The 25,067-nt window shown below is 74.7% G+C and carries 24 protein-coding genes; 15 read left to right on the top strand and 9 right to left on the bottom strand.

Going from position 1 to position 25,067, the window contains the following annotated elements; translation table 11 throughout:
• Positions 1-12 precede the first annotated feature (12 nt).
• Complete coding sequence (locus OH807_RS18945; protein WP_406200232.1) at positions 13-336, bottom strand: hypothetical protein; 324 nt, start codon at positions 334-336, stop codon at positions 13-15.
• A gap of 356 nt (positions 337-692) precedes the next feature.
• Here OH807_RS18945 and OH807_RS18940 point away from each other — a divergent pair, with 356 nt between their 5' ends.
• From OH807_RS18940 to OH807_RS18910, 7 genes are all read left to right on the top strand, one after another.
• Entirely contained in the window at positions 693-2,642 is a 1,950-nt protein-coding gene (locus OH807_RS18940; protein WP_406200230.1) for an ATP-binding protein, read from the top strand.
• Positions 2,643-2,741: 99 nt separating this feature from the next.
• Positions 2,742-5,099 (top strand): hypothetical protein, encoded by a 2,358-nt coding sequence (locus OH807_RS18935; protein ID WP_406200228.1) that lies wholly within the window; start codon positions 2,742-2,744, stop codon positions 5,097-5,099.
• A gap of 128 nt (positions 5,100-5,227) precedes the next feature.
• Positions 5,228-5,872 (top strand): DedA family protein, encoded by a 645-nt coding sequence (locus OH807_RS18930; protein WP_406200227.1) that lies wholly within the window; start codon positions 5,228-5,230, stop codon positions 5,870-5,872.
• 171 nt (positions 5,873-6,043) lie between these two features.
• Complete coding sequence (locus OH807_RS18925) at positions 6,044-7,861, top strand: threonine/serine exporter family protein (RefSeq protein ID WP_406200224.1); 1,818 nt, start codon at positions 6,044-6,046, stop codon at positions 7,859-7,861.
• Between the two features lie 190 nt (positions 7,862-8,051).
• Positions 8,052-9,107 (top strand): hypothetical protein, encoded by a 1,056-nt coding sequence (locus OH807_RS18920; RefSeq protein ID WP_406200222.1) that lies wholly within the window; start codon positions 8,052-8,054, stop codon positions 9,105-9,107.
• Between the two features lie 269 nt (positions 9,108-9,376).
• On the top strand, positions 9,377-10,720 hold the full coding sequence (locus tag OH807_RS18915; RefSeq protein ID WP_406200219.1) for a C40 family peptidase: 1,344 nt from the start codon (positions 9,377-9,379) through the stop codon (positions 10,718-10,720).
• A gap of 154 nt (positions 10,721-10,874) precedes the next feature.
• Positions 10,875-12,179 (top strand): GNAT family N-acetyltransferase, encoded by a 1,305-nt coding sequence (locus OH807_RS18910; RefSeq protein WP_406200217.1) that lies wholly within the window; start codon positions 10,875-10,877, stop codon positions 12,177-12,179.
• 56 nt (positions 12,180-12,235) lie between these two features.
• Here the strand turns inward: OH807_RS18910 and OH807_RS18905 are convergent, their stop codons facing one another.
• Positions 12,236-13,054: a TetR family transcriptional regulator gene (locus OH807_RS18905; protein ID WP_406200215.1), complete on the bottom strand. Its 819-nt coding sequence runs from the start codon at positions 13,052-13,054 to the stop codon at positions 12,236-12,238.
• A gap of 241 nt (positions 13,055-13,295) precedes the next feature.
• On the opposite strand from OH807_RS18905, the gene OH807_RS18900 reads away from it, so the two are divergent.
• On the top strand, positions 13,296-13,841 hold the full coding sequence (locus OH807_RS18900; RefSeq protein ID WP_406200213.1) for a GNAT family N-acetyltransferase: 546 nt from the start codon (positions 13,296-13,298) through the stop codon (positions 13,839-13,841).
• On the opposite strand, the gene OH807_RS18895 is transcribed toward OH807_RS18900, so the two are convergent.
• Both OH807_RS18895 and OH807_RS18890 read right to left on the bottom strand, forming a co-directional pair.
• Complete coding sequence (locus OH807_RS18895) at positions 13,826-14,305, bottom strand: macro domain-containing protein (protein WP_406200211.1); 480 nt, start codon at positions 14,303-14,305, stop codon at positions 13,826-13,828. The two genes, OH807_RS18900 and OH807_RS18895, sit on opposite strands and share 16 nt — an antisense overlap.
• A 9-nt stretch (positions 14,306-14,314) precedes the next feature.
• Complete coding sequence (locus OH807_RS18890) at positions 14,315-15,634, bottom strand: MFS transporter (RefSeq protein WP_406200209.1); 1,320 nt, start codon at positions 15,632-15,634, stop codon at positions 14,315-14,317.
• Positions 15,635-15,754: 120 nt separating this feature from the next.
• Between OH807_RS18890 and OH807_RS18885 the strand changes: the two genes are divergently transcribed.
• Positions 15,755-16,720: a LysR family transcriptional regulator gene (locus tag OH807_RS18885; RefSeq protein ID WP_406200206.1), complete on the top strand. Its 966-nt coding sequence runs from the start codon at positions 15,755-15,757 to the stop codon at positions 16,718-16,720.
• Positions 16,721-16,905: 185 nt separating this feature from the next.
• Here the strand turns inward: OH807_RS18885 and OH807_RS18880 are convergent, their stop codons facing one another.
• Positions 16,906-17,547 (bottom strand): YceI family protein, encoded by a 642-nt coding sequence (locus tag OH807_RS18880; protein WP_406200204.1) that lies wholly within the window; start codon positions 17,545-17,547, stop codon positions 16,906-16,908.
• Positions 17,548-17,757: 210 nt separating this feature from the next.
• Here OH807_RS18880 and OH807_RS18875 point away from each other — a divergent pair, with 210 nt between their 5' ends.
• Together OH807_RS18875 and OH807_RS18870 are read left to right on the top strand one after the other, a co-directional pair.
• On the top strand, positions 17,758-18,873 hold the full coding sequence (locus tag OH807_RS18875) for a MerR family transcriptional regulator (protein WP_406200202.1): 1,116 nt from the start codon (positions 17,758-17,760) through the stop codon (positions 18,871-18,873).
• 137 nt (positions 18,874-19,010) lie between these two features.
• The gene (locus OH807_RS18870; protein ID WP_406200200.1) at positions 19,011-19,421 is read left to right on the top strand and encodes a deaminase; all 411 of its coding nucleotides are present in this window, start codon (positions 19,011-19,013) and stop codon (positions 19,419-19,421) included.
• Here OH807_RS18870 and OH807_RS18865 read toward each other — a convergent pair.
• Complete coding sequence (locus OH807_RS18865) at positions 19,375-19,743, bottom strand: hypothetical protein (RefSeq protein ID WP_406200198.1); 369 nt, start codon at positions 19,741-19,743, stop codon at positions 19,375-19,377. The genes OH807_RS18870 and OH807_RS18865 overlap by 47 nt on opposite strands.
• A gap of 200 nt (positions 19,744-19,943) precedes the next feature.
• On the opposite strand from OH807_RS18865, the gene OH807_RS18860 reads away from it, so the two are divergent.
• From OH807_RS18860 to OH807_RS18850, 3 genes are all read left to right on the top strand, one after another.
• Positions 19,944-20,360, top strand: coding sequence for a helix-turn-helix domain-containing protein (locus OH807_RS18860; RefSeq protein ID WP_406200196.1), 417 nt, complete (start codon positions 19,944-19,946; stop codon positions 20,358-20,360).
• An 18-nt stretch (positions 20,361-20,378) separates the two neighbouring features.
• Positions 20,379-20,945, top strand: coding sequence for a hypothetical protein (locus OH807_RS18855; protein ID WP_406200194.1), 567 nt, complete (start codon positions 20,379-20,381; stop codon positions 20,943-20,945).
• A 203-nt stretch (positions 20,946-21,148) separates the two neighbouring features.
• Positions 21,149-21,490, top strand: coding sequence for a DUF2516 family protein (locus OH807_RS18850; RefSeq protein ID WP_406200192.1), 342 nt, complete (start codon positions 21,149-21,151; stop codon positions 21,488-21,490).
• A 136-nt stretch (positions 21,491-21,626) separates the two neighbouring features.
• Here OH807_RS18850 and OH807_RS18845 read toward each other — a convergent pair whose 3' ends face one another.
• On the bottom strand, positions 21,627-23,108 hold the full coding sequence (locus OH807_RS18845) for a PP2C family protein-serine/threonine phosphatase (protein WP_406200190.1): 1,482 nt from the start codon (positions 23,106-23,108) through the stop codon (positions 21,627-21,629).
• 238 nt (positions 23,109-23,346) lie between these two features.
• Here OH807_RS18845 and OH807_RS18840 point away from each other — a divergent pair, with 238 nt between their 5' ends.
• Positions 23,347-23,898, top strand: coding sequence for an O-acetyl-ADP-ribose deacetylase (locus OH807_RS18840; RefSeq protein ID WP_406200188.1), 552 nt, complete (start codon positions 23,347-23,349; stop codon positions 23,896-23,898).
• Here the strand turns inward: OH807_RS18840 and OH807_RS18835 are convergent.
• Together OH807_RS18835 and OH807_RS18830 are read right to left on the bottom strand one after the other, a co-directional pair.
• Positions 23,841-24,035 (bottom strand): hypothetical protein, encoded by a 195-nt coding sequence (locus OH807_RS18835; RefSeq protein ID WP_406200185.1) that lies wholly within the window; start codon positions 24,033-24,035, stop codon positions 23,841-23,843. The genes OH807_RS18840 and OH807_RS18835 overlap by 58 nt on opposite strands.
• A 155-nt stretch (positions 24,036-24,190) precedes the next feature.
• Complete coding sequence (locus OH807_RS18830; protein ID WP_406200182.1) at positions 24,191-25,039, bottom strand: class I SAM-dependent methyltransferase; 849 nt, start codon at positions 25,037-25,039, stop codon at positions 24,191-24,193.
• Between the last annotated feature and the right edge of the window lie 28 nt (positions 25,040-25,067).

The following is a 25,067-nucleotide window of genomic DNA, read 5'->3' as shown; positions in this document are numbered from 1 at the left end:
CGGGCGGTGTGCCTAGTAGAGGACGTGCGGGTAGTACACCTGGGCGTCGAAGTTGCCGTTGCCCTGCAGCGCACCGATGTTGCCGCCGTTGCCGGTGACGGCGAGGCCGTTGTTCTGGTTGGCGGCACCGGAGCCGGTGGCCGTCTGCTGGGTGTTGACCACGTTGCCGACGACGTTGCCGATGACGTTGTTGGAGCCGGTGTTGCTCACGACGCTGCTGTTGGAGTGGTGGTCGGCACCGGCGCCGTTGTCGGCGTGCGCGGTGGCGGCACCGACACCGACGAGGAGGAAGGCCCCGAGGGCGGTGACGGCGGCGGCTGCGCGAATACGGGACACGCTGGTCTCCCTGAAGGGTGGAGTGCGAAAGTGGCGCCTTCCGGGGTGGCCGCCCCGGGAGCGCCGTTGCCTGACGTCGCACGACCAGCATTCACCAGCGTCGTGGACGAACTCCACCAAACGGGTGGCAATTCGCCCGATGGTGTCATCGGCGTTGTCCGGGGGGATCGCCGGCGGGCTCGCCGGGGGCGCGGATTCCGCGGTCAAAATCCTTCGGGAGCAGGTAAGTTGGCCCCTCCGAACAGGCCGTTCCGGGGCCGGTCGGGCAAAGCCGGGCGGTCAACACGGTGTTGACCGGACCCCTGCTGTCAGAAAGAAATGGTCGCCGGATAGTCGCACTGGCACACTGAGGACCCATGTCTGAAGGTCTCCCGCCCGACCCCGGGCCCGCCGAGGATCTGCGTACGACCGAGGTCGATCTCGGCGGACTGGTGAACGTCCTCGCCACCCACCTCTACTCGACCCCTCTGGTCGCCCTGCGCGAACTCGTCCAGAACGCCCACGACTCGCACACCAGGCGGCTGTTGGAGGATCCCGACGGTGACCACCGGCCGCTCGTCCGGGTCCGGGCCGACGCCGCGCGGCGCGGCATCGCCATCGAGGACACCGGCGCCGGCCTGACCGAGCCGGAGATCCACGCGTACCTCGCCACCGTCGGCACCGGCTACACCCGGATGCTGCGCGAACTGACCGGCAACCAGGAGTTGATCGGCGCCTTCGGCCTCGGCTTCCTGTCCGCCTTCTCGGTCGCCGACGAGGTCACCGTCACCACCACCTCGCACCGCGAACCGCTGCTCGGCCACCGCTACCGCAGCTTCGGCGGCGAGCAGTACAGCGTGGAGCCGGCCGCCCCGCGGCCCGGCGGCGGCACGGTCGTCGAGCTCTCGCTGAAGGCCGAACACGCCCACCTCGCCGACGAGTCGGCGCTGCGCGAGGTGCTCCGCCGGTACTGCGTGCTGCTGCCCGTCCCGGTCTTCGTCGGCGACGACGAGCAGCCCGTCAACGCCGTCACCGTCCCCTGGCGCGGTCCCGTCGACGGGGACCAGTACGCCGCCCGGATGCGGTTCGCCGGCGCCTTCGGCCGCCGCTTCGAGCCGCTCACCGCCTTCCCCCTCCACCCCGTCGACGGCGGCAGCGACGCGGCCGGCCTGCTCTGGGTGCAGGACGGCGGCAGCTACGGCAGCAGCGACAACCGCGACCTCGCCGTCTACCTGCGCGGCATGCTGCTCGCCGAGGACGCCCGCGACCTGCTGCCCAGCTGGGCCGGGTTCATCGGCGGGGTGGTCGAGTCCAGCCGGCTCACCCCCACCGCCAGCCGCGAGGACCTCCAGCGCGACGACCACTACCGCGCCCTCCATCAGGCGCTCACCGACGCCGTCGTGGACGGCCTCTACGAGACCGCCCGGCTCCGGCCGGCCGTCTGGCGCCGCATCCTGGCCCGGCACGGCCAGGAGCTGCTCGGCGCCGCGCTCTGCGACGACCGGCTGTTCACCCTGCTCGCCGACGACGTCCCGGTGCCCACCTCGCAGGGTGACCGGACCGCCGGCGCCCTGCGGGCGGCCGGCTCCGGCGCGGTGCACGTCGCGCTCGGCGCGGGCGGCGGCTTCGAGGAGATGCTCTACCGGGCGATGCAGGTGCCGATCGCGCGCGGCGACCGCTACGCCGTACTGCCGTTCCTGCGCCGCTACGCGCAGCTGCGCGGCTGCCGGATCGTCGAGCTGGGCAGCGAGAGCGGCAACCGTGAGCTGTTCCGCGACCCGGAGCGCCCGCTGCCCGCGGGCGAGGCCGCCTGGCTGGCGGCCGCCCTGACCGACCCGGGCGAGCAGCTCGTCCCGGCCCGGTTCGACCCGGCCGGCCTGCCGCTCGTCCTCGTCCCGGACCGGGAGGCCGAGCTCAAGGCCCGGATCGAGGACGACCAGGCGGACGCCCGGATCCCGTCCGCCGCACTGCGGCTGGCCCGGGCGTTCACCGCCCGCACCGGCGGCGAGGTGAAGGCCCGGCTCTACCTCAACCTGGCCTGTCCGGCCGTGCAGGACCTGCTCACCGCCTACCGCGCCGGGCACACCGGCAGCGCCACCGCCGCCGGGCTGCTCCGCTCGCTCAAGGTGATCATGGCGGCGGCCTCGGCCGACGCCTCCGGGGGCGACCTCACCGGCGCCCTGGCCGGCATCGGCACCGCGGTCTCCGCGCTGACCGCCGCCGTCCCGGTCGGCCTGCCCGCCGTCCCGGACAGCCCCGACGGGCTCGACGGCCCGGACGGCCCTGGCCCCGCCGGCGGCCCGGGCGGCGCCGGTGTCCGGGGCTGAGGCGATGACCCGGGCCGCCGCCCCGGACGGGCTGTCAGCGGCCCCGGCCACACTGTCGACCAGTACAGCGCACCACCCGCAGGGAGAGACGGAAGCGGTATGAGCACCGACATCTGGGCCTGGGTGCACGACACCCACCAGCAACTGGCCGAGGCCGGCCACCAGCGGTTGGCCGATGCCATCTACGAGCTGCCCGGCCACGCCAACGAGGGGCGCAACGCCCAGCTCGACGCCGTCTACCCGGAGGCGGTCGCCGCCGCCCGGGCACTCGGCCTGCCCTGGGTCGAGGTCTACCTGCGGCACTGGCGGATGCAGAACCTGCTGAACAAGCGCCACCAGGGCGAGCAGGCCCTCCCCGAGGCGGTCGACCTGCTGGAGTTCGCGCACCGCGAGGAGACCGCGGGCTGTCCGCAGTCGGTCTGTGTGGTGCAGGACTTCGCGATCTGCCACGCCCGCGTCGACGGCCCCGGCTACGTGCCCGAGCGGCTCGCCGTCCTGAGCGAGACGCTGGAGCGGATCGAGCCGGGCCGCGCCTGCTTCGACTGCCTCTCGCGCGAGTACTCCGACGCCCTGGAGGACGACGGCCGCCCGGCCGAGGCGCTCGGCCACCTGGACACCGCCGCCGCCCGGATCCAGGGCGCCGGCCAGCGGCTCTCGCTGCACTTCCACCACTCCCGGGCCGGCACCCTGCACCTGCTCGGCCGGCACGAGGAGGTGCTCACCCTGCTCGACACCGCCGAGCAGTCCGAGCGCACCCGGGGTCGCGAGATCGACGAGAGCGACGAGCGCTGGGGCGCTCTGCTGCGGGCCCGCGCGCTCGCCTCGCTCGGCCGTACCGACGAGGCGCTGGCCCTGCTGCCGGAGCGCGCGGACGCCGAGCTCCACGCCGACCTGCGGGCGGCCTGGACGGGCACCGTCGAGCTGCTCGTCGCCGCCGGCGCCCTGGAGAACGACGCCGAGCTGGGCGCCGCCGTGGCCGGCTGGGTCGGCTACCTCGACGGCACCGGTTCGCACCGCCCCTGCGTGGAGCTGCTGCTGATGGCCGGCCGGCTCGCGCTGGCCCGCGGCGCCCGGACGGTCGCCCTCGCCCTGGCCGCCACCGGTGAGCGCAAGCTCGCCCGGCTGCGCCGCACCGAGGGCGTCGCCGAGCGGGTGGCGGAGCTGCGCGCCGCCGCCGAGGCCCTGCCCGTCCCGGAGCTGCCCGTGCCGCCGGCCGCCCTGCTCGGGCACCTCGCCACGGCGGGCGTGCCCGCCGAGACCGGCGCCGACCTGCTCTCCGCCGCGCTGGAGCAGTACCGCGGCGAGCCGGCCGGCGCCACCGACCTGACCGTGCAGCTGGCCGCGGCGCTGGGCGGCCTCGGCCACGCCCGGGCCGCCGCCGACCTGCTCTGGCAGCGGCTGGACGCCGACCCGGTCAACGAGGACCTGATCGGCATGCTCGGCGTGGCCCTGGTCGAGTCGGGCGACGGCGACGGGGTGCGCCGGCTCGCCGACCGGCTGGCGGCGACCAGCCCGGCCGACGGCCACTGGGTCCGGGCCCGCTGGGCCGCCGCCGAGGGCCGCTGGGCCGAGGTGGTGGAGCACTGCGAGGCGATCCTGGCCGGGCACCCGGACCGGATCAACACCCGCCGGGTCGCCGCCGCCGCGGCCACCGAGCTGGGCGACCACGCCGCCGCGCAGCGGTACTTCCAGGACCTCCTGACGCACGCGCTGCCCGCCGAGGGCACGCCGGAGGAGGAGCTGCACCGCACCGTCCAGCAGCCCGACCTCTGGCACCTGGTCACCGCGGCCACCGCCAACCGGGACTGGGCGGTGGTCCGCTCCACCGGCGCGCTGATCGGCATCGAGTTCGACGAGCCCGAGGGGCCGGTCGACGAGGAGTGGCAGCTGGTCACCGTCCGGGCCACCCGGACCAACGGCGCCACCGCCGACCTCCCGGCCGTCCGGACCGGACCGGCCACCGCCCGCATCCTGCCGGTGCTCGGCGAGGACGTGACGCTCAACCACGGCGACGTGGTCGTCTTCGCCCCGGCCCTGCTGACCGAGCCGCCGGCCGAGGACGCCCCGGAGGAGGAGCGGCGGAGCTGGCGCCCGGTGTTCGAGCTGCTCACGCTGCTCGACCCGGCGGGCTACACCACCTACTGGATCGACGGCGGCTGGCCCGGCGACGAGGCCTGGGCCGCGCTGCGCGAGCGGCTGGGCGAGGCCGGTTACGCGGTCTGGGCCTACAGCGGGGACCAGTACGGCATCACCGACCCGGCCGACGAGGACGCCACGCTGCCCGGCATCTACGCCGCCCTGGGGGTGCCGCCGACGGCCCACGCGGCCGACGCCGACGCGCTGCTGCACCGGCTGACGGGCGGCTGGCCGCACCCGCTGGCCTGGCTCGACCTCGCCAGGGCGGCCGGCGCGGACACCGCCCGGCACGAGGGGGTCATCGAGCGGTACGGGCTGTAGCCCCGCTCGCCGCCCCGCCCCGCCCCGGAGCTTGGTTCCGGGCCGGGGCGGGGCTCCTTCTTTAGGTCTTCTTGGCACATGCTTTACTGTTTCATTGCCAAGAGTCGACCTCCAGGAGTGTCTGCCCCGTGACCAGCCTCGCCCTCGGCCCGTCCTGGCTCGATCCGACCCAGCTGATCTCCACGTTCGGGCCGATCGGCATCCTGGCCATCGTCTTCGCCGAGTCCGGCCTGCTGATCGGCTTCTTCCTCCCCGGGGACTCCCTGCTCTTCACCGCCGGCCTGCTGGTGGCCGACGGCACCTACCTGCACCTGCCGCTCTGGCTGCTCTGCGTGCTGATCGTGGTCGCCGCGGTGGCCGGGGACCAGGTCGGCTACCTCTTCGGCCGCAAGGTCGGACCGGGCCTGTTCCGCCGGCCCGACTCCCGGCTGTTCAAGCAGGAGAACGTGGAGAAGGCGGCCGCCTTCTTCGACCGGCACGGGCCCAAGGCGATCGTGCTGGCCCGCTTCGTGCCGGTCGTGCGGACCTTCACCCCGATCGTCGCCGGAGTCAGCGGGATGAACTACCGCACCTTCGTCGTCTTCAACGTCATCGGCGGGGTGCTCTGGGGTGCCGGCGTCACCGTGCTCGGCTACTTCCTCGGTCAGATCCCGTTCGTCCGGGAGAACATCGAGGCGATCCTGATCGGCATCGTGCTGCTCTCGGTCGTCCCGGTCGCGCTCGAACTGCTGCGCGCCCGCCGGACCGCCGCGGCGGCCCGGCGCGCCGGGTAGGCGCGGCCACCGGGTCGGCCGGGCGCGGCCACCGCGCCGGGTAGGCACCCGCGCGCCCCGCGGTCCGCCGCGACGTACATGTGCGTCCGGCAGTTCGATCAGGCAAGGTGTAACCGGAGATCGAACGGCGGCCCGGGTGCCCGGCGCCACCAGGGGCGGCAAGGAGTGGAAGTGCCTAAGCGGGGCCGACCGGGCGCAGGCAGGCGGGCCAGGGGCGGCAAGGGGGCCCGGCAGGCGCGGCCGGAGGCACGGCCGCAGCCGCTCCACCCCTCCGACGCGCCACCCACCGAGGGCCTGCTCGGCCACCCCGCCCCGGCCGTCGAGCCGGCCACGGTGATCCCGCTCGTCCCGCCGGTCCTGGAGACCAAGGGCCTGCTGGCCCCGGAGCCGGCCGAGCAGCCCGCCGAGGGGCCCGCCGACCGGGCGGCGGGCGAGCCGGCCGAGGAGCCCGCCCCCGTCCGCCGCCGGCGCCCGGGCCCCGAGGACACCCTCACCCCCGAGGAGTGGCAGGCGGCCGGCTACACCCCGCCGACCGGCATCGCCGTCCCCACCCTGCAGCCCGGCGCCCCCGGCGAGGCGCCCTGGCCGGACCGGATGCGCACCCTGCTGCGCACCCCGATGTCCGAGCGTCCCGCCTTCGAGCGGACCGCCCGCGAACTGCACCCCTCCGCCGCCCGCAACGTGCCGCGCATCCTCGACCTGACGCTCCGGATCGGCGAGCTGCTGCTGGCCAGCGGCGAGGCCGCCGAGGACGTCGAGGCGGCCATGCTCGGCATCGCGCACGCCTACCGGCTGGACCGCTGCGAGCCGCAGGTCACCTTCACCCTGATCGGCATCTCGCACCAGCCCTCGCTGGTCGAGCCGCCGGTCACCGCGGACCGGGTGGTGCGCCGCCGCACCTCCGACTACACCCGGCTGAACGCGGTGTACGAGCTGGTCGCCGACATCACCGCGGAGAGGGTCTCCGTCAACGACGCGTACCGCCGTCTCGCCCGGATCCGCCGCAACCGGCACCCGTACCCGGCCTGGGTGCTCGCGCTGAACACCGGGCTGCTGGCCGGGGCGGCGACCTTCCTGGTCGGCGGGCGGGCCGACGACAAGGCCTGGCTGGTCTTCGCCAGCGCCTTCGTCGCGGCCGTCCTCGGCGACCGGATGGCCTCGCTGATCGCCCGTCGCGGACTGCCGGAGTTCTACCAGTTCGTGCTGGCCGCGATGCCGGCGGCGGCCTCCGGCATCATCCTCTCCTTCAACGACTGGGGCCTGCGCGGTTCGGTGGTGATCACCGGTGGGCTCTTCGCGCTGCTGCCCGGGCGCGCCCTGGTCGCCGCCGTCCAGGACGGTCTGACCGGCTTCTACATCACCGCCGCCGCCCGGCTGCTCGAAGTGATCTACCTGGTGGCGGGCATCGTCATCGGCGTGATGCTGATCCTCTACCTCGGGGTCGGCTTCGAGGCGAAGCTCAGGCCGGACGAGAGCCTGGTCGGGGTGAACTACCCGCCGGTCCAGATGATCGCCGCGCTGGTCCTGACGCTGGCCTTCGCGATGCTGCTGCAGACCGACCGCCGCTCGCTCGCCCTGGTCACGCTGAACAGCGGCATCGGCTGGTCCGGCTACGGCGTGCTGGTCTACAACGCGGGGATCTCGCCGATCGTGGCCACCGGCGTCGCGGCCGGCCTGGTCGGCCTGTTCGGCCAGCTGATGGCGCGTTACCGGTCCGGCTCGGCACTGCCGTACGTGACCGCCGCGATCGGCCCGCTGATGCCCGGGTCGGCGCTCTACCTCGGGATGCTCTCCTTCGCCCAGGGCCACTCCGCGGGCGGTCTGGTGCAGATCACCCGGGCCGCCGCGATCGCGCTGGCGCTGGCGATCGGCGTGAACCTCGGCGGTGAGATCGCCCGGCTCTTCATGAAGCTGCCCGCCGGGGCCGAGCTGCTGTCGCCGCAGCCGGTGGTGCCGCGCCGGGCGGCCAAGCGCACCCGGGGCTTCTGACCGGCCGTCGGCCCGCAGGCCGGCCGCCCCGGACCGCCGTCGGGCGGCACGTCGGCCGTCCGGGGGGTGTCCGCGGGCCGGCCCCGGGCCGGCCGGGGCCGGAGGCCGCTCCGCAGTCGTTGGACCGCTGTTGGCCCCCGGGCCATGTCGCGGCAGGCAGTACGCAGGACCAGGAACGAAGGTAATACCTATGACCACACTGCTGGACGGCTACCGCGAGCACATCGTCGCGGCGCACAAGCAACCGCTGTTCCTGCTGCTGGTCGGCTTCATCACGTCCTTCGTCTTCATCCGGTTCAGCGTGCGGATGATCAGGGCCCAGGTGCGCTGGTGGCCCGGCAACGTCACCCCGGGCGGGCTGCACATCCACCACATGGTGTTCGGCCTGTTCTTCCTGCTGGTCGGCGGGATCGGGGTGTTCGCGACCTACGGCGGCCACCCCTGGATCGACGTCTTCGGGCTGGTCTTCGGCATCGGCTGCGGGCTGGTGCTGGACGAGTTCGCGCTGATCCTGCACCTGGACGACGTCTACTGGGGCGAGCAGGGCCGCAAGTCGGTGGACGCGGTGATCTTCGGCATCCTCTTCACCGGCCTGCTCCTGATCGGGTACGTGCCGCTCGGCGCGGAGCCCACCGGGGAGACCCGCTGGGGCCTGGTCACGATCATCTCGGCGAACGCGCTGGCCATGGTGGTCACCCTGCTCAAGGGCAAGATGTGGACCGGTCTGCTCGGGATCATGGTGCCGGGCATCTCCTGGGTCGGGGCGATCCGGCTGGCCCGGCCGAGCAGCCCGTGGGCGCGCTGGCGCTACGCGACACGCCCACGCCGCCGGGCGCGTGCGCTCCGGCGCGAGCGCCGGCTGCACCGGCGTGCGGACATCGCCCGTACCTGGCTTTTCGACCTGATCGCCGGCGCCCCGGACAAGGTGCCCGCCAACCACCCCGCCGCCCACCGGGTCGCCGAGCGGATGGCGGCCCGGGCCTCCGCCCACCTCGACGCGCACGCCGCCCGGGCGCTGGCCCGGCGGTCCGCCCGGCTCGCCGACCGCCGCTCGGCGACCGCGGTGGCGGGTGCCGCCGCCGGCGGCGCGGCCCACGAGCCCGGCACCCGGCACGGCGCCCAGCAGCGCCGGCGGTCCGTCCGGGCAGGCCGCAGCCGCACCTACGTGGTGCGTCCGACGGGCCTGGAGCGCCGGCCCGACCGCCACCCACGCCTGCGGCCGCACACCCGCAGGATCCACCGGTAGTTCGTATGCCCTGTCCACCTGACTGCAGGTGACGCCCGGTCGGATCATCCGACGGGTCACCCGGTCGGCGGTGCGGGCTTGGGGCGTGGAAGCCGCCCGGCTTGAGAACATGGCGATGCGTAAACGATCTGTCACGTGATGGTCCGTTCTGCCGGTCCTGCCCGATCCCGGTCGCCCCGGGCCGCCCCGGCCACCCCGGGGGGGCCAGGCACCCCGGCGGACCAGGCGGCACCGGCGGACCCGTCCGCGACCCTGAGAAGGGATGTCTCGTGGTGCGCAGGCTTCTGCCGACCCTCCTGTTGTCCCTCACCGCGCTGCTCGGGCTGCTGCCCGCCGCCGCGGCCGCCCCGATGGACCCCGACCCGGCCGCCGGCGCCGGGCAGGCCGACGAGGCCCACCCCTCCGCCGAGGACGTCGACCGGGCCCGGGCCGAGGCCGACCGCCGGGCCGCCTCGGTGAGCGCCATCGAGGCCGGACTGACCGCGGCCAGGGCCGAACTCGACCGGGCCGGCCGGGCCGCCGAGCAGGCCGTCGAGCTCTACAACGGAGCCCAGCTCGCGCTCACCCGGGCCCGCGCCGAGGAGTCCGCCGCGATCGGCCGGGCGGCCTCCGCCGAGACCGAGCGGGCCGCGGCCGCCGAGGACGCGGCCGCGCTGGCCGCCGAAACGTACCGCCAGGGCACCAGCGCCGAACTCTCCGCCATCAACGCCCTGCTCGGCGCCCGCGGGCCGCGCGAGGCCGGCGACCGGGCGGCGGTGGTCGGCGTGGCCAGCGACCGCACCCGGCAGATCCTCGACGCCGCCACCTCCACGGCCGCCGCCGCGACCCGCGCCTCGGCCGGCGCACGCGCCGCGACCGGGGCCGCCGAGAGGGCCGCCGCCGAGGTCGGCGCCGCCCGGGAGCGGGCCGAGCAGCGGGTGGCCGCCCAGCAGAACCAGGTGCTCGCCACCGGCCTGCGCCGCGAACAGCTCCTCACCGACCTCGCCGCCGCCCGCCGCACCACCGTCGAGCTGGAGCGGCAGCGCCGCGAGGCCCTGGAGGCGATCGCCGCCCGGGAGGCGGAGGAGGCAGCGCGGGCCGCCGCGGAGCAGGCCGAGGCGGAACGCGCGGCGGCGGAACGGGCCGCTGCCGAGGCCGCCGCCGAAGCGGCCCGGGCCGAGGCCGCGAACGCCGCGAATCCGGCAAAGGGCGCCGGTCCTGCCGTCGGCCCTGCGGCCGGCCCGCCTCCGGCCGCCCGGCCGTGGTCCGCGGAGGGCGCGGCCGCCGCCGTCGCCTACGCCCGCTCCAAGATCGGGCTGCCGTACGTCTGGGGCGGCGAGGGCCCCGGCGGCTACGACTGCTCGGGGCTGACCATGATGGCCTGGCGTCAGGGCGGCCGGCAGCTCAACCACTTCGCCGCCGACCAGTACGCCCTGAGCAGCCCGATCGGTTACCGCGACCTCCGCCCCGGGGACCTCGTCTTCTGGACGGACACCGGCCGTGCCGCCGACATCCACCACGTCGGCCTCTACATCGGCAACGACCAGATGATCGAGGCCCCCCGCGTCGGCATGCCGGTCAAGCAGGCCAGCCTCTGGATCATGGGCACCCCGGACTTCTACGCCCGCCCGTAGGCTGCGTGGTCGTGGTCGCCGTCGCGGCTGTGCCCGTGGCCGCGGCTGCTCCGGGCCGACTGCTCGCGCGGGCCCGCGCGGGCCCGCGCACCGGTGCCGACCGGCGGCGGATAAATGGGATGCCGTCACCGGAGGCCCGCCGTACCGTGGGCGGATGGGCAACGATGTGCGCGGCGGGACTCGTGATCCGGGGAGCGGCCGGCCGGACGAGGGCACCGGCGGGGTCGTGATCCGGGCAATCACCGAGGACGAGGTCGAGGGCTGGGACCGCGCCCTCGCCCTGGGATTCCTGCGCTCGCACGCGGAGAGCGCGGTCGACTTCCGTCGGCAGCAGTGGCAGCCCGGCCGGATGGTCGCGGCCCTGGACGCCGAGCGTTTCGTCGCCACCTTCCGCAGCTACGACGTCGAGCTGACCGTCCCGGGCGGGGCGGTGGTCCCCGCGGACGCGATCACCGCCGTCACGGTGTCGGCCACCCACCGCCGGCGCGGTCTGCTGACCCGGATGATGACGGCGGACCTCGCCGCCGCCCGGGAGCGCGGCTCCGCCGTGGCCGTCCTGATCGCTGCCGAGTACAACATCTACGGCCGGTTCGGCTTCGGCCCGGCCACCCGGTGCCACGGCTGGAACGTCGACCTGCTGCGCGCCCGCGGCCTGCGGCCGGGCCTGCCCACGGTGCCCGGCGGGCGGGTCGACTTCCTCACCATGGCGGAGCTGCGCAAGGTCGGGGCCGAGCTGCACGACCGCTGGCGGCTCACCCAGCCCGGTGCGCTGGCCCGCGACGAGATGTGGTGGAAGCGCCACACCGGCGAGGTGCAGGTGCCGGGCTTCGAGTGGAAGGAGCCGTTCGCGGCCGTCCACCGGGACGCCGGGGGCAACGCCACCGGCCTGGCCGTCTACCGGGTCGACGAGACCTGGGACGGCAGCTACCCCAACTGCAACCTGACCTTGGTCGACTTCCTGGCCCTGGACCGCGGCACCGCCGCCGAGTTGTGGCGGTTCCTGTTCAACGTCGACTGGGTGCGCAGGATCGTGATCGAGAACATCGGCCCGGACGACCCGCTGCCGATGCTGCTGAACGACCCGCGGGCCGCCACCCCGTACGTGGACAACGCCGACTTCATGTGGCTGCGGGTGCTCGACGTGGCGGCGGCGTTCGACGCGCGGACGTACGGCGCACCCGGCCGGACGGTGCTGGAGGTGACGGACCGCGACGGTCACGCGGCCGGGCGGTGGGCCGTCGAGGCCGCCGCGGACGGCACCGGTCGGTGCACCCGCACCGACGACGCGGCCGACCTCGCGCTGAACGCCTCGGCGCTCGGCTCGCTCTACCTCGGCGGCGAGACCGTCCCGCGGCTGGTGGCGGCCGGCCTGGTCACCGAGCTGCGCCCGGGGGCCGCGGCCGCCGCCGATCTGCTGCTGCGCACGCCGCTCACCTCCTGGAACCCGGACGGCTTCTGAGCCCCGGTCATGCCGTTCCGGCCCCCGGTGCGCCCGAGCGCGCCGGGGGCCGGGCGCTACTTCACCGCCGTCTTGCCGATGGTGGGCAGGATGAAGTCCTGGATGAGGCCCTTGGCGTCCCGGACGATGGGCCGGAAGACGCGGTAGCGGGAGAGGTTGATCACCCGCGCCGCCATCGGCGTGGAGCGCCGGACGAACTCCCTGGTCCGCTCCGTATCCGGGGTCCGGTCGAACACCCAGTAGAGCACCACGATCATGAGGTGCAGCCACAGCACGTCGGGCAGCAGCTCGACCAGCTCGGTGTCCAGCTTAGGCGCCAGGTCGGAGCCCTCCAGCACCTCGCGGAAGAGCTCGACGGCGGTGGCCCGGGCCGGGTGCGACTCGTTCGAGAACGGGCTCAGCGAGCTCGTCGGATCGGCGGCGGTCCGGAAGAACTGTGCCGCGAACTCGTGGTACGGCGCGGCGGTGTCGAGCCACGAGGTGAGGGCGATCTCCAGCCGCTCGGAGAACTCCCGGGTGTGGGCCATGCGGGCCCGGGCGTCCGCGGCGTGGTCGTACGTCATCCGGTCGTAGAACCCCTGGATCAGGAATTCCTTGGCCGAGAAGTAGTAGTAGGCGTTGCCGACCGAGACGCCCGCCTCGGTGGCGATGGCGCGCATGGTCGTCTTCTCGTAGCCGCGCTCCTGGAACAGGCGCATGGCCGTCTCCAGGATCAGCGCGCGGGTCTGCTCGCTCTTGTCCGTCTTCGGCTGGGCGCGGCCGCCGCGCACCTCCGCGGGGGGTGCCACCGGGGTCGACGGCGACCCGGTCGCACCCGTGGTGCTGTCCGTGCCGCTCGTGCCGTCGGGTCCGTTCGTCGCTGCCAGGTCGTCCACGCTCCCGAGCCTAGCCGGACCGGGGAGCCCGGCCGCTGCGGCCGACGCCGGGCGGACGGGGTGGGGCCGGCGGGACGGTTCAGCTCCAGCCGGTGTCGTCGCGTGCGGGACCGGATGCCCCCTCCGCATCCGGTACCGACGCGCCGCCCCTCTGCATTTCGAACGTGTTCAAAAGCATGGGCATGACTCTAGACGGTGGGGTTGAACATGTTCAACCCAATCTCTGTGGGAGGCTCGTCACATGAACGCCACCATTCGGCGCGGAAGCGCGCAGGACGCCGAGGCCGTTGCCGGCCTGCACAGCATCAGCTGGCGCACCGCCTACACCGGCATCGTCCCGGAGCAGGCGCTCGGTGACGGCCTGGAGGCCGAACGGCGCGAGCTCTGGACGCTGCGGCTGTCCGTCGACTACGGCGAGCCGGCCAACACCCCCGAGCTGCTGGTCGCCGAACAGGGCGGCAGCACCGTCGGGTTCGCCTACCTGGTGCCGCAGCAGGACGGCCGGGTGCTGCTCGACAACCTGCACGTCCGGCCCGGCCGGACCGGCGGCGGCATCGGCCGCGCCCTGCTCGACGCGGCCCGTGCGCACGTCACGCGGGCGCACCCGGGCGCCGACCTCTACCTGGAGGTGCTGCGCGACAACACCCGGGCGGTCGCCTTCTACGAGCGTGCGGGCGGCCGTCGGACGGCCGAGCAGGAGGGGGTCTTCCCCGGCGGGTACCTGCTGCCCGAGTACGAGTACACCTGGCCGGCCGCCCCGGCCGCCGGGCCTCAGTCGACGTCGTAGACCGTCACCGGCACTCTGCGGTCCGACAGCCGGGCCGTCACCAGCGGTTCGACCGCCGTCCAGCGCCCGCCGGCCAGCCCGCAGCCGATCCGCGGCATGTGGACGGAGGCACCGAGGTCGAGGGCGTGTCCCGCCAGCGTCGCCAGGGCGGTGTCGATCGCCGGGTACCGCACCGGCACGCCCGTCGAACGGCCCGTCCTCATGCCGCGCTGGCCGACCATGTTGGCCACCCAGACCTGCCGCTCCACCTGCACCAGCTGCACGGCGCCCAGGCCGAAGTCGTTCGTTGCGCGCTCCCGGTGCCAGCGCCGGTACGCCGCCTCCGGCTCCGGCCAGCGCCGTGACACGGCCAGGACGAAGCCCTTGCCCCAGCCCCCGAGGTCGTTGCAGACGTGGGCGATCACCTTCGGGCCCTTCGCCTGTGGTGCGGTGGCATCGCCACGGAGGTACTCGACCGTTGCCATGCCCGGAGGCTAGCGCCCGGCACCGACAGGCCGCTCGGATTTTCCGGCGGCCGAGGAGGAGGCCCCTGCCGCCGGGGTGCCTGGGGCGCCCGGGGTTTCCTCGACGCCCGGGGTTTCCTCGACGCCCGAGGTGCCGAGGAGTCGCAGGTGCCGGCGGCCGGTGAGGGCGGTCAGCAGGGCGACCCCGGCGGCGCCGGCCGGCAACCAGTAGCCGGTGCCGGGCGGGGCGTGCTCGGCGACCACGCCGGCCACCGAGGCGCCCGCCGAGATGCCGGTCACGATCCCGGACACCGCGAGCGCCATGCCCTCGTTCAACTGCCTGCGTGGCAGCAGCTCCTGGACCAGCATCATGCCGGTGACCATGGTCGGCGCGGTGCCCGTCCCGGCCGTGAACAGGGCGAGGCCGAGCAGCCAGAGCCCGGCCCCGCCGGTGCCGGCGGCCAGCGGCAGGAGCAGCAGGACGGTCATCGCCGTCACACCGAGCAGGAAGCGCACGCCCGGTGCCCGGCGCGGCCGGAGCAGCCCGAAGACGAGCCCCGCCGCACCGGAGCCGGCCGCGACCAGCGCCAGCAGCCCGCCCGCCGCCGGCCGCTGCCCGAGCGCGTCGGCGTACGCCACGGTGGTCAGCTCCGTCGAGCCGAAGACCACGCCGGTGGCGAGGAAGGTCAGCAGCAGGACCCGCAGGCCGGGCACCCGCAGCGGTGAGCCGTGCCGGTCCTCCGGCGCGCGCTCCGCCGGCGGAGGTTCGGTCCGCCGCTGGGCGGCGAAGAGCAGGGCGCCGGTGGTGCCGAGCGCCCCGGCGGCGACCATGCCGGCCTCCGGGGCGACGGTGGTGCAGAGCACCATCGCGAGCACCGGCCCGGCCATGAAGCAGAGCTCGTCCAGCGCCTGTTCGAAGGAGTTGGCGAGGTGCCGGGCGGCCGGGTCGTCCCGGTACAGGTGCGCCCAGCGGGACCGCGCCATGCCGCCGAGGTTCGGTATCGCCGCGCAGGCCGCCCAGCAGGCGTAGAGCGTCCAGTCGGGTGCGCCGTAGCGGACGCAGAGCAGCAGGCCGCCGAACGGGACGACGGTGTACAGCGTGGCCGGGACGGTGACCCGGGCCTGTCCGTACCGGTCCACCAGCCGGCCGATCAGCGGCATGCCGATCGCCCCGGCGACCAGGCCGGCTGCCGAGACGGTGCCGGCCAGCGCGTACGAGCCGCGTCGTTCGGCGATCAGCACCACCAGCGAGACGCCGGTCATCGACATGGTGAGGCGGCCGAGCAGCCCGGCGAGGGTGAAGGCGACGGTGCCGGGCCGGGCGAAGAGCCGCCGGTAGGGCGCGAGCATGGGACTCCGCGGAGGTGGGGGAGGGGTTCGGGGGGGACGCCCCAGCCTCACGCAGTCGTCCGGCGGCGGTCCAACACCTGTTTCGCCGTACTGACATCATTGTGTTGTTAATCTGCCGTCATGCCCTCCGACCTGCACCCCCGGCTGCTCCGTGGCTTCGTCGTGGTCGCCGATGCCCTGCACTTCGGCCGGGCCGCCGACCGCCTGCACGTCGCGCAGCAGGCCCTCAGCCGGGACGTCCGTTCCCTGGAGCGCCTGCTCGGCGACGCCCTCTTCACCCGGACCACCCGCAGCGTCGAACTCACCCCGGCGGGGCGGCGGTTGCTGCCGAAGGCGCGGCAACTGCTGGCCCTGCACGACGAGATCCTGACGGCCGCCGAGCAGCGGCCACTGCTGCTGGACGTCAACAGCAACGTCAGCGGCCCCGACCTGACCGCCGAGCGGCTGCTCGAACCGGCCCGCGCGGCCTGGCCGGAGGGCGAGATCCTGGCCCGCTTCCTCGGCGGTCTCGCCGCGGCGGCCGAGGAGTTGATCGCCCACCGGCTGGATGCCTCGCTCGGCCGCTTCGCCGGTCTGGACGGTCGCGTCAGGGCCCAACTCGCCCAGGTGCCGGTGCGGTTGGAGCGGGTGTCGGTGATGATGGCGGCCGCCCACCCGCTGGCCGGAAGGCCGGCGCTGCGGCTCGCCGAGCTGGCCGGGCACCCCGTCGACATCTGCGCCGGCAACCCCGCCACCACCGAGTGGGCCGACCTCGGCGCCCGGTTGCTGCGCGAGCACGGACTGACGCCGGCCGCGCCGTACGTCCCGCCGGTCGGGGTGGACGAGACCGCCCGCTACCTCACCCGGCACGGCGATCCGATGCTGACCACCACGAGCGGGCCGCTGATCCCCGGTGTGGTGAACGTGCCGCTGGTCGACCCGGTGCCGCTCAGTCTGGTCAGCCTGGTGCACCGGCCGGGGCTGCGGCACCCCGGGCTCACCGCACTGTTGGCGGCCTCCGCCGAACTCGGCGCGCGGGAGGGCTGGTTGAGGCGCCCGGCGGACAGCTGGCTGCCGGCGGGCGATGCGGCGCTGCTGGCGGCGTAACGGGGGCCGGGCGGTGGGCTGCCGGGCCGAGGTGGGCGCCGGTCCGGGTGCCGGCGGGGCGGGGGCGGGGGCGGGGACGACCTCGCCCCTGCCGTTCGGGGGTCGGCAGGGGCGGGGCGTGTGCGGGGCGGTCGCGGTGGCGACCGCCGTGACGGTGGTCGGTGCGGCAGCCGTGGCCGGCCGGTTCAGGCTGCCTTGACGGCGGAGATGTCGAAGCTGAGCTTGACCTTCTCGCCGATCAGCACGCCGCCGGTCTCCAGCGCCGCGTTGTAGGTGAGGCCCCAGTCGGTGCGGTCCAGCACGGCCGAGCCCTCGAAGCCGACCCGCTCGGCGCCGTACGCGTCGGTGGCGCTGCCGGTGTAGTCGAGGTCCAGCACGATCGGGCGGGTGGTGTCCTTGATGGTGAGCTCGCCGGTCATCCGGTAGGAGTCGCCGCGCAGGCGCTCGGCGGAGGTGCTGCGGAAGCGGATCTCCGGGTAGGTCTCGGCGGCGAAGAAGTCGCCGGTGCGCAGGTGCTCGTCGCGCTGGGCCTGGTTGGTGTCGATGCTCGCGACCTTGATCACCAGATCGGCGCGGGAGTTGCCCGGGGTGCCGCCGTCCAGGTGCAGCTTGCCGTCGTACTCGGTGAAGCGGCCCTTGACGTTGGTGACCATGGCGTGGCGCACCGAGAACCCGACCTCGCTGTGGGTGGTGTCGACGGCCCAGTCGCCGGTGAGGTGCTCCAGACCCGGACCGGCCGGGGCCTCGGCGACGGCGACGGCGGTGCCGGTGGCGCCGGCGGCAGTGGTGGCGGTGCTGGCGGTCTTGGTGCGGTTGAAAAGGCCCATGGCTCCTCCTCGGGTCCGAAGCCATTTGTTTAGGCTTCAACTTGTTGGCTCCACTGTAGGACGGTTTCGTTCAAAGTTCAACCACAATGGGGGGAGTGGTCCGCGAGGCCACCCGAACGGGGGAACGGACGTCCGCGCGGTAGCGTCGGCAGCGGTCCGGCCGTGCGGTGGCTTGACCCTCGACCCGGTCGAGGCCCCAGAGTCCCAGGCATGGAGAGCGACCTGCACAGCATCGGCGAACTGGCCCGCGACAGCGGCCTCGGCGTCAGTGCGCTGCGCTTCTACGACGGCGCCGACGTCCTCACCCCCGCCTGGGTCGACCCGCAGACCGGCTACCGCTGGTACGCGCCCGGCCAGCTCGCCGATGCCCGGCTGCTCTGCCGGCTGCGCCGGGTGGGCCTGCCGCTGGCCGGCATCCGGGCCGTGCTCGGCGCAGCCCCCGGCTCCGGCGCCGCCCACGGGGTGGTCGACGCGCACCTGCGGCGGCTGGAGGACGGCCTCGCCGATGCCCGCCGGGAGCTCTCCCTCATCCGCACGCTGATCGATCAGAGGGAGAACCCCGTGACCACAGCCCCCGCCACGCACGGCTTCACCGTCCCCGCCCGCGAGTTGGCCGCCGCGCTGGACGCGGTCCGCTTCGCGGTCGGCAGCGACCCCGAGGCGCCCGTGCTGTCCGGCGTGCTGTTCGACCTGGACGGCGGGGTGCTGCGACTGGTCGCCACCGACCGGTACCGGATGGCGCTGGCCGAACTGCCGGTGCCGTCGGCCGCCGGAGGCTCCGCGCCGTCGGTCGCGGTGATCGTCCCGACCGCGCTGGCCGACGGCGTCCGGGCGCTCCTCGGCGCGGGCGCCGAGGAGGCGGAACTGACGCTGGGCGCGGGCCGGTTCGGCGTCGCGACGGGTGGCCACCGGATCGCGGGGGCCACGCTCGACCACGACTACCCCGACTACCGCTCGCTGGTCCGGCTCGACCCGGTCCACCGGGTCGGACTGGCCGCGGCGGAGCTGCGCGGCGCGGTCGAGTCCGGGGCCACCCGCACCCTTCCGTCCGGCCCGCACGGCGCGGCCTGCGAGGTCACCGTGCTCGCACTGGACGGGGACGGGCGGCTCACCGTCGTCGCGGACGACGACGCCGCCGAGCCGGCCTCCGGGGGAGTCCGGGTGGCGGTCAACCGCGACTTCCTGCTGGACGCGCTGCCGGCCGGCGGGCCCGAGCAGCTCGTCCTCGAAGTCGGCGGCCCGATCGCGCCGCTGGCGATCCGGACTCCCGGGCGCGACGGCACCTTCTCGCTCCTGATGCCGATCCGCGTCCCCGAGCGCGGCTGAGCGGGCCACCGCGCCGCCCGGCGGGCCGTTCCGGTGGGGCCCGCCGGGAGGACCGGCTCGGGTCGGGCCTGCCGGGAAGGCCGGCTCGGGTGATTCGACAGTGCCGGTGAAGTCCGCCCGTCACTAGCCTCGGCCGGATGGGGACTGCCGAGACCTTCGAATCGGCCTGGGTGGCGCTCGCGCCCGCCGCCCGCCGTTGCCTGGAACTGGCCCACCGCTCCTGGTGCGACGGCGGCCTCCCGGTGGGCGCCGTGCTCACCGACGCCGGCGGCGCGATCGTGGCCGAGGGCCGCAATCGCGCCTACGATCCGCCGGGCGGGGCGGACCTCCTCCAGGGCACTCCGCTCGCCCATGCCGAGCTGAACGCGCTCGCCGCTGCCCGCACCGGGTGGGACCTCGCCGTCCACACCCTGTGGAGCAGCCACGAACCGTGCGGCATGTGCGCCGCCGCCGCCTCCGGATCGGCTTGGGGCCTGGACGGGCTGTGGGCTGTCGTCCCGGTCAATCCGACGGGTGAGTGCCTCTGGCGGCCTCGCGTTCACCGATGAAGTCGTCGAGAAGCTGGAACAGGACCTTGATCGCGTGTTTCTCGTCCTCGGACGGTAGGTCCGAGATGTCGTCCCAGCCGTCCGGGAGTGCGAGGTGCAGGACCTGGCCCGGCCAGGCGTGGTTGCAGTCGCGGCCCCGGCGGGCGACGAGCCACTCGTGCCGGCCGGTGAGAAGGCCGGGGCCGCCATGTCGGGTGGCGTGCTCCGAGTAGCCGGTCAGGAAGGCAGTCAGCTGGTGGAAGGAGCCGCAGCCGACGAACAGGGGGCGTCGGCCGATGCAGGCGAAGTACTCGCGCTCGTCCATCTCCGAGAGCTGCTTCATGTCCCCATGGTCCTCTGATGGGTGATCTTGATCGTTCGGCGGGCGAGCAGGGGGCTTCCCGGTCGCCGGCCGGCAACGCTGCACAGCCCGGCCGACCAGCCTGCGAAGTTGACCGTCCACCGTGCAAGGGCACACCCGCCGCGTTTGCTGCTGTTAGCACCTTGCTTGCTTTTGCAAGCGCGGTGATGCAGGGTGGCCGCATGGCCTCACTGAATGTCGGTTCGCTGGGCGAGTACATCCGCGAGCAACGGCGGAATGCGCAGTACTCGCTGCGGCAGCTGGCGGAGGCCGCCGGCGTGTCCAACCCCTACCTCAGCCAGATCGAGCGAGGGTTGCGCAAGCCGAGCGCGGAGATCCTCCAGCAGATCGCGAAGGCGCTGCGGATCTCGGCGGAGACGCTGTACGTCCAGGCCGGGATCCTGGAGGAGCGGCGGGGTGAGGGCCTGGAACTGAGGGCTTCGATCCTGGCCGATCCACTGATCAACGAGCAGCAGAAGCAGGCGCTGCTCGCGGTCTACGACGCCTTCCTCAAGGAGAACGCCACCCACGGGGACACGGACGTGGCGCCCGACGACTTCGCGGCCGGCGGTCCCAGCACCGCCGGCCCGGCAACCTAGACCACGGGAGGACCGGCCATGCCGATCACGGACGAGATCAAGAAGACCCTGAGCGACCCGACCCCGCTGTACGCCCTCGCCGGCGCGGGCGACCTCGCGTACGAGAAGCTGCGCGAGGTGCCCGGCAAGGTCGAGGCGCTGGCCGCGGACCGCAAGGGCGCGCAGGAGAAGGCCACCGCCACGCTCCAGGAGGCGCAGAGCCGGCTGGTGGACGCGCAGGCGAAGGTCGCGGGCACGGTGACCACCCTGCCCACCGACCTGAAGGTGCTCCAGGAGAAGGCACAGAGCTTCGCGCTCCAGCAGGTCGGCCGTGCGGTCGAGCTGGCGGTCAAGGCGAAGGAGGCCTACGACGAGCTGGCCGAGCGCGGCAAGGGCGTGGTCGACCGGGGCGGCCGTCCCGACGAGGCCGCTCCGGCCGCGGTGAAGCCGGCGGACGCCGGGTCGGCGGAGCCCGAGCCCGCCGTCGGTGCGGCCGAGGCCGAGCCGGTGGACGCCGAGCTGGTGGAGGACGACGCGTCCACGGCCGGGCCCACCGTGAAGAAGACGCCGCGGGCCCGGAAGAGCACCGGCCCGTCCGCCGAATAGCCCGACAGCCGGATGGCCGGACAGCCCGACAGCCGAACAGCCGGATGCCGGCCGGGCTGCCGGCCCGTGCCGCCGCCCGGTTGGCGCCGGGCCGTCCGGGGCACATCTGCTGACCACGGAACGTTGACAGTTCGGCGGGCGGACCACCGTGCCACGATGGGCGACGGCCGGGACGCCGGTGCAGAGACGCAGAGGAGACCGGAATGGGCCAGATCCTTGGCTTGCACTACCTGAACCCGTTCTGGTGGGCGGGAGTCGCCATCCTGGGCTTCAAGCTGTTCGCCCTGATCGACGCGGCCACCCGCCGGGAGGACGCGTACCGGGCGGCGGACAAGAAGACCAAGGGGTTCTGGCTGGCCGTCCTGGGGGTGGCCTTCGGGCTCGACCTGCTCTTCGGGGTGGACCCGCTGTACAGCTTCCTGACCCTGGCGGGCCTGGTCGCCGCGATCGTCTACATGGTCGACGTGCGTCCGGCGATCAAGGCGCTGACCAATCGGGGCGGCGGCGGCGACCGGCGCAACGCGGGCCCGTACGGCCCCTGGTAGACCGGGCCCGGCCGGAGCGGCAGCGACCCGGCACCGACGAAGCCCTGACGAAGCCTGACGAAGCAACTGGCGAAGCAGCTGACGACGTAGAGCCCCGGCGCGCGGGAGGACCAGCGCGCCGGGGCTCTACGTGTGCTCAGCCCAGGATCAGCTGCACCGGGTTGCGCTCCAGCAGCAGGACGGCGACGTCGTCGGTCAGCGCACCGCCGTTCAGCTCCTCGACCTCGGCGATCGCGCTGTCCACCAGGCGGCCCTTGGTCAGCCCGGCGGACTGGTGGTCACCGATGAGGTCCGCGAGCCCGTCCTGGCCGAGGCGGCGCGAGCCGGCCCCGACCCGGCCCTCGATCAGCCCGTCGGTGTAGAGCAGCAGCCGCCAGCCCGGCTGGAGTTCGAGCCGGTGCGGGGGCCAGACGGCCTGGCCGTCGTCGCAGGGCAGCAGGCCGAGTGCGGGGCCGGCGAGGTCGGCCGGAAGCATCGTCGGCTTCCGGCCGGCCCCGAGCAGCAGGGGCGCGGGGTGGCCTGCGAGGTAGAGCCGGGCCTGTTCGACGGGGGCGGGCGCCGTGCGCGCGGCGGGTGCGGCGGGTGCGTCGCCGGTGGCCGCGCCGGGCTCGATGACCAGCATGCAGAGCGTCGCGAAGATCTCGTCGCTGCGGCGTTCGTGCTCCAGGACGTGCTGGAGGGTGGTCAGCAGGGCCTCGCCGGTGAGGCCGGCGAAGACCAGGGTGCGCCACGCTATCCGGAGCGCCACGCCGAGGGCGGCCTCGTCCGGTCCGTGGCCGCAGACGTCGCCGATCACCACGTGGACGGTGCCGTCGTCGGTGCGGACGGCGTCGTAGAAGTCGCCGCCGAGCAGGGCGCGGCGGCGGCCGGGGCGGTACCGGCGGGTGAAGGAGAGCCCGGCGCCGTCCAGCAGCGGGGTGGGCAGCAGGTGACGCTGGAGCCGGGCGTTCTCCTGGCCGCGCAGCTCGGCCTCGACGAGCCGGCGCTGGGACTCGTCCGCCCGTTTTCGTTCGACCGCGTAGCGCAGGGCACGGGCGAGCAGCGGGCCGTCCGTCTCGTGCTTGATCAGGAAGTCCTGGGCGCCGGCGGCCACCGCGGCGGCGCCCAGCTCGGCGCCGGCGGCGTCGGTGAGCACCACGACGGCGGTGTGCGGGGCACGGCGGAGCAGCTCGTGCAGGCCCTCCAGGCCGTCCGAGGCGTCCGAGGGGTGGGGCAGGTCGGCGGGCGCGGCGAGGTCGAGCAGGACGCAGCTGAAGTCGTTGCCGCGCGGGCGGCCGCGCCGGGAGGAGGTCTGCGCCAGCAGTTCGGCGGCCTGCTCCAGCCCGCGGGCCCAGTGGATCTCGATCGGCGCGCCGCTGTCGGCCACCGCGTCCTTGAGCAACTGGGCGTCGGAGGCGTCGTCCTCGATCACCAGCAGTCTGAGCGCACCGGCCGGGGCTGCGGCCGCAGCGGTTCCGGCGGCGCCGGCCTTCGACCGGGGGTGGGGTATCGCGGGAGGCGCCGTGACGGGGCCGGACGCTCGGGCGGAGCGGTCGCGGGCACGGCCGGGACGGGCACCGTCGAGGGTGCCCGACAGGTCGGCGGCACCAGGTGCCCGCCCGTCTCCCGTTGCGGGCATCGGCTGATCCTTCCTCTCCCCGAGTGCGTAACGGTCGGCGTCCGCCCGCAGTGCCCGCCTGGCATCCTGCATCGGGGACGAACTTCTCGCGACCATAACGTGCTCTCCGGGGAACTCTCTGGCCGACCGGCGCGGTTGTGGTGGGTGCCACGCCGGTGGCGGTGCGGTGGAACGGGGACGGAGCCTGCGGCGGGCCCGTGCCGACGGGCGCCGGCGCGGGCCGGAAAGGACGGTCGTCATGACGACACGGATCACCCTGGTCGAGGGTGACATCACGGAACAGCAGGTGGACGCGGTGGTGAACGCCGCCAATTCTTCGCTGCTGGGTGGTGGCGGTGTGGACGGTGCGATCCACCGCAGGGGCGGGCCGCAGATTCTGGAGGAGTGCCGCAGGCTCAGGGCCTCGCACTTGGGCCGGGGTCTTTCCGTCGGGCGGGCGGTGGCGACCACGGCGGGTCGGCTGCCGGCCCGCTGGGTGGTGCACACGGTGGGGCCGGTCTACGTGGAGGAGCAGTACGAGGAGCGGGCGGAGCAGTTGGCCTCCTGCTACCGCGAGTCGCTCCGGCTGGCGGCGGAGCTGGGCGCGCGGACGGTGGCCTTTCCGGCGGTGTCGGCCGGAGTCTACGGGTGGCCGCTGGCGGACGCGGCCCGGATCGCGCTCGGCACCGTCGTGGCCGGGGCGACGGAGCCGGAGCTCGCAGAGGTGCGGTTCGTCCTGTTCGGCGCGGACGCCTACCGGACGTTCGAACAGGTGTGGCGGGCGATGGGGCCGGAGGGGTCGGAGGAGTAGGGGTGCCGGGGGTGGAGGAGCAGCAGGAGCAGCAGCAGCAGCAGGAGGAGCAGAAGGGGCAGCGGGAGCAGGAGGTGGGCGGGCGGGCAGGAGTGCCGTCCGGACGCCCCCATGGTGGCGCGCGGGGGCGTCAACACGCCAGAGATATTCGATAACTCGTTCGAGTGAATCCCCGGGCTCGTTCACCTGCCCAGCCACCGCTGCCCGGCGACCTCTGCTCACCGCGCCGCCCGGCGCCGGCCGGCGGCGCCGCGCCGGGGCACCCGCGCCGGGGATGTGCCGCCCGGCGCCGCTACCCCGCGGACGCCTGCGGGGCCAGCGCCGACCAGGGCACCGTGACCTCCCCCTGCCGCCACCGCCCCCGGGCGTCCACCAGCGGCCAGCTGCCCGCCAGTGCCGTGCAGGCGGCCACCCAGCGCTGCCGGGCGCCGAACGCCCCGTAGGGCGCCGCCGCCGCCCAGGCCCGGTCGAAGTCCGCCAGGAACGCGTGCACCGGCCGGCCCGGCACGTTGTGGTGGATCAGTGCCTTGGGCAGCCGCTCGGCCAGGTCGGACGGCTGTTCGAGCCCGCCGAGCCGGGCCGCGAAGGTCACCGTCCGCGGTCCCTCCGGTCCGAGCGCGACCCACACGTGCCGGCGCCCGATCTCGTCGCAGGTCCCCTCGACCAGCAGCCCGTCCGGAGCCAGCCGGGCGCAGAGCCGCTCCCAGACCCCGGCCACCGCCGCCTCGTCGTACTGCCGCAGCACGTTGGCGGCCCGGATCAGCTGGGCCGGCGCACCGCCGTCGAGCGGCACCTCGAAACCGCCGCGGCGGAAGGTGAGCACCGGCGGCACGGCGTACGGCAGCGCCGCCGCGACCCGCTCCGGCTCGATCTCGATCCCCACCACCCGGACGTCCGGCCGGACCGTCCGCAGCCGGCCGGACAGCTCGACCGCCGTCCACGGCGCCGCGCCGTACCCGAGGTCGACGGCCACCGGCGGCCGGTCGGCGGAGCGCAGCACCGGGCCGAGCGCGTGGGCGATCCAGCGGTCCATCCGCCGCAGCCGGTTGGTGTTCGTGGTGCCGCGCGTCACCGTTCCCACCGGCCGCGCGGCCCGCCCGCGGGCAGGCGTGGTCACGGGGTGGAAGGAGGAGGCGGCCATGCCCAGAAGCGTACGCGGCCGCCCCCGG

This window comes from Kitasatospora sp. NBC_01560 (assembly GCF_045208415.1).
Lineage (GTDB): Bacteria > Actinomycetota > Actinomycetes > Streptomycetales > Streptomycetaceae > Kitasatospora.
Note: the sequence above shows the minus strand (reverse complement) of the source record. Positions and strands in the feature narration are given on the sequence as shown.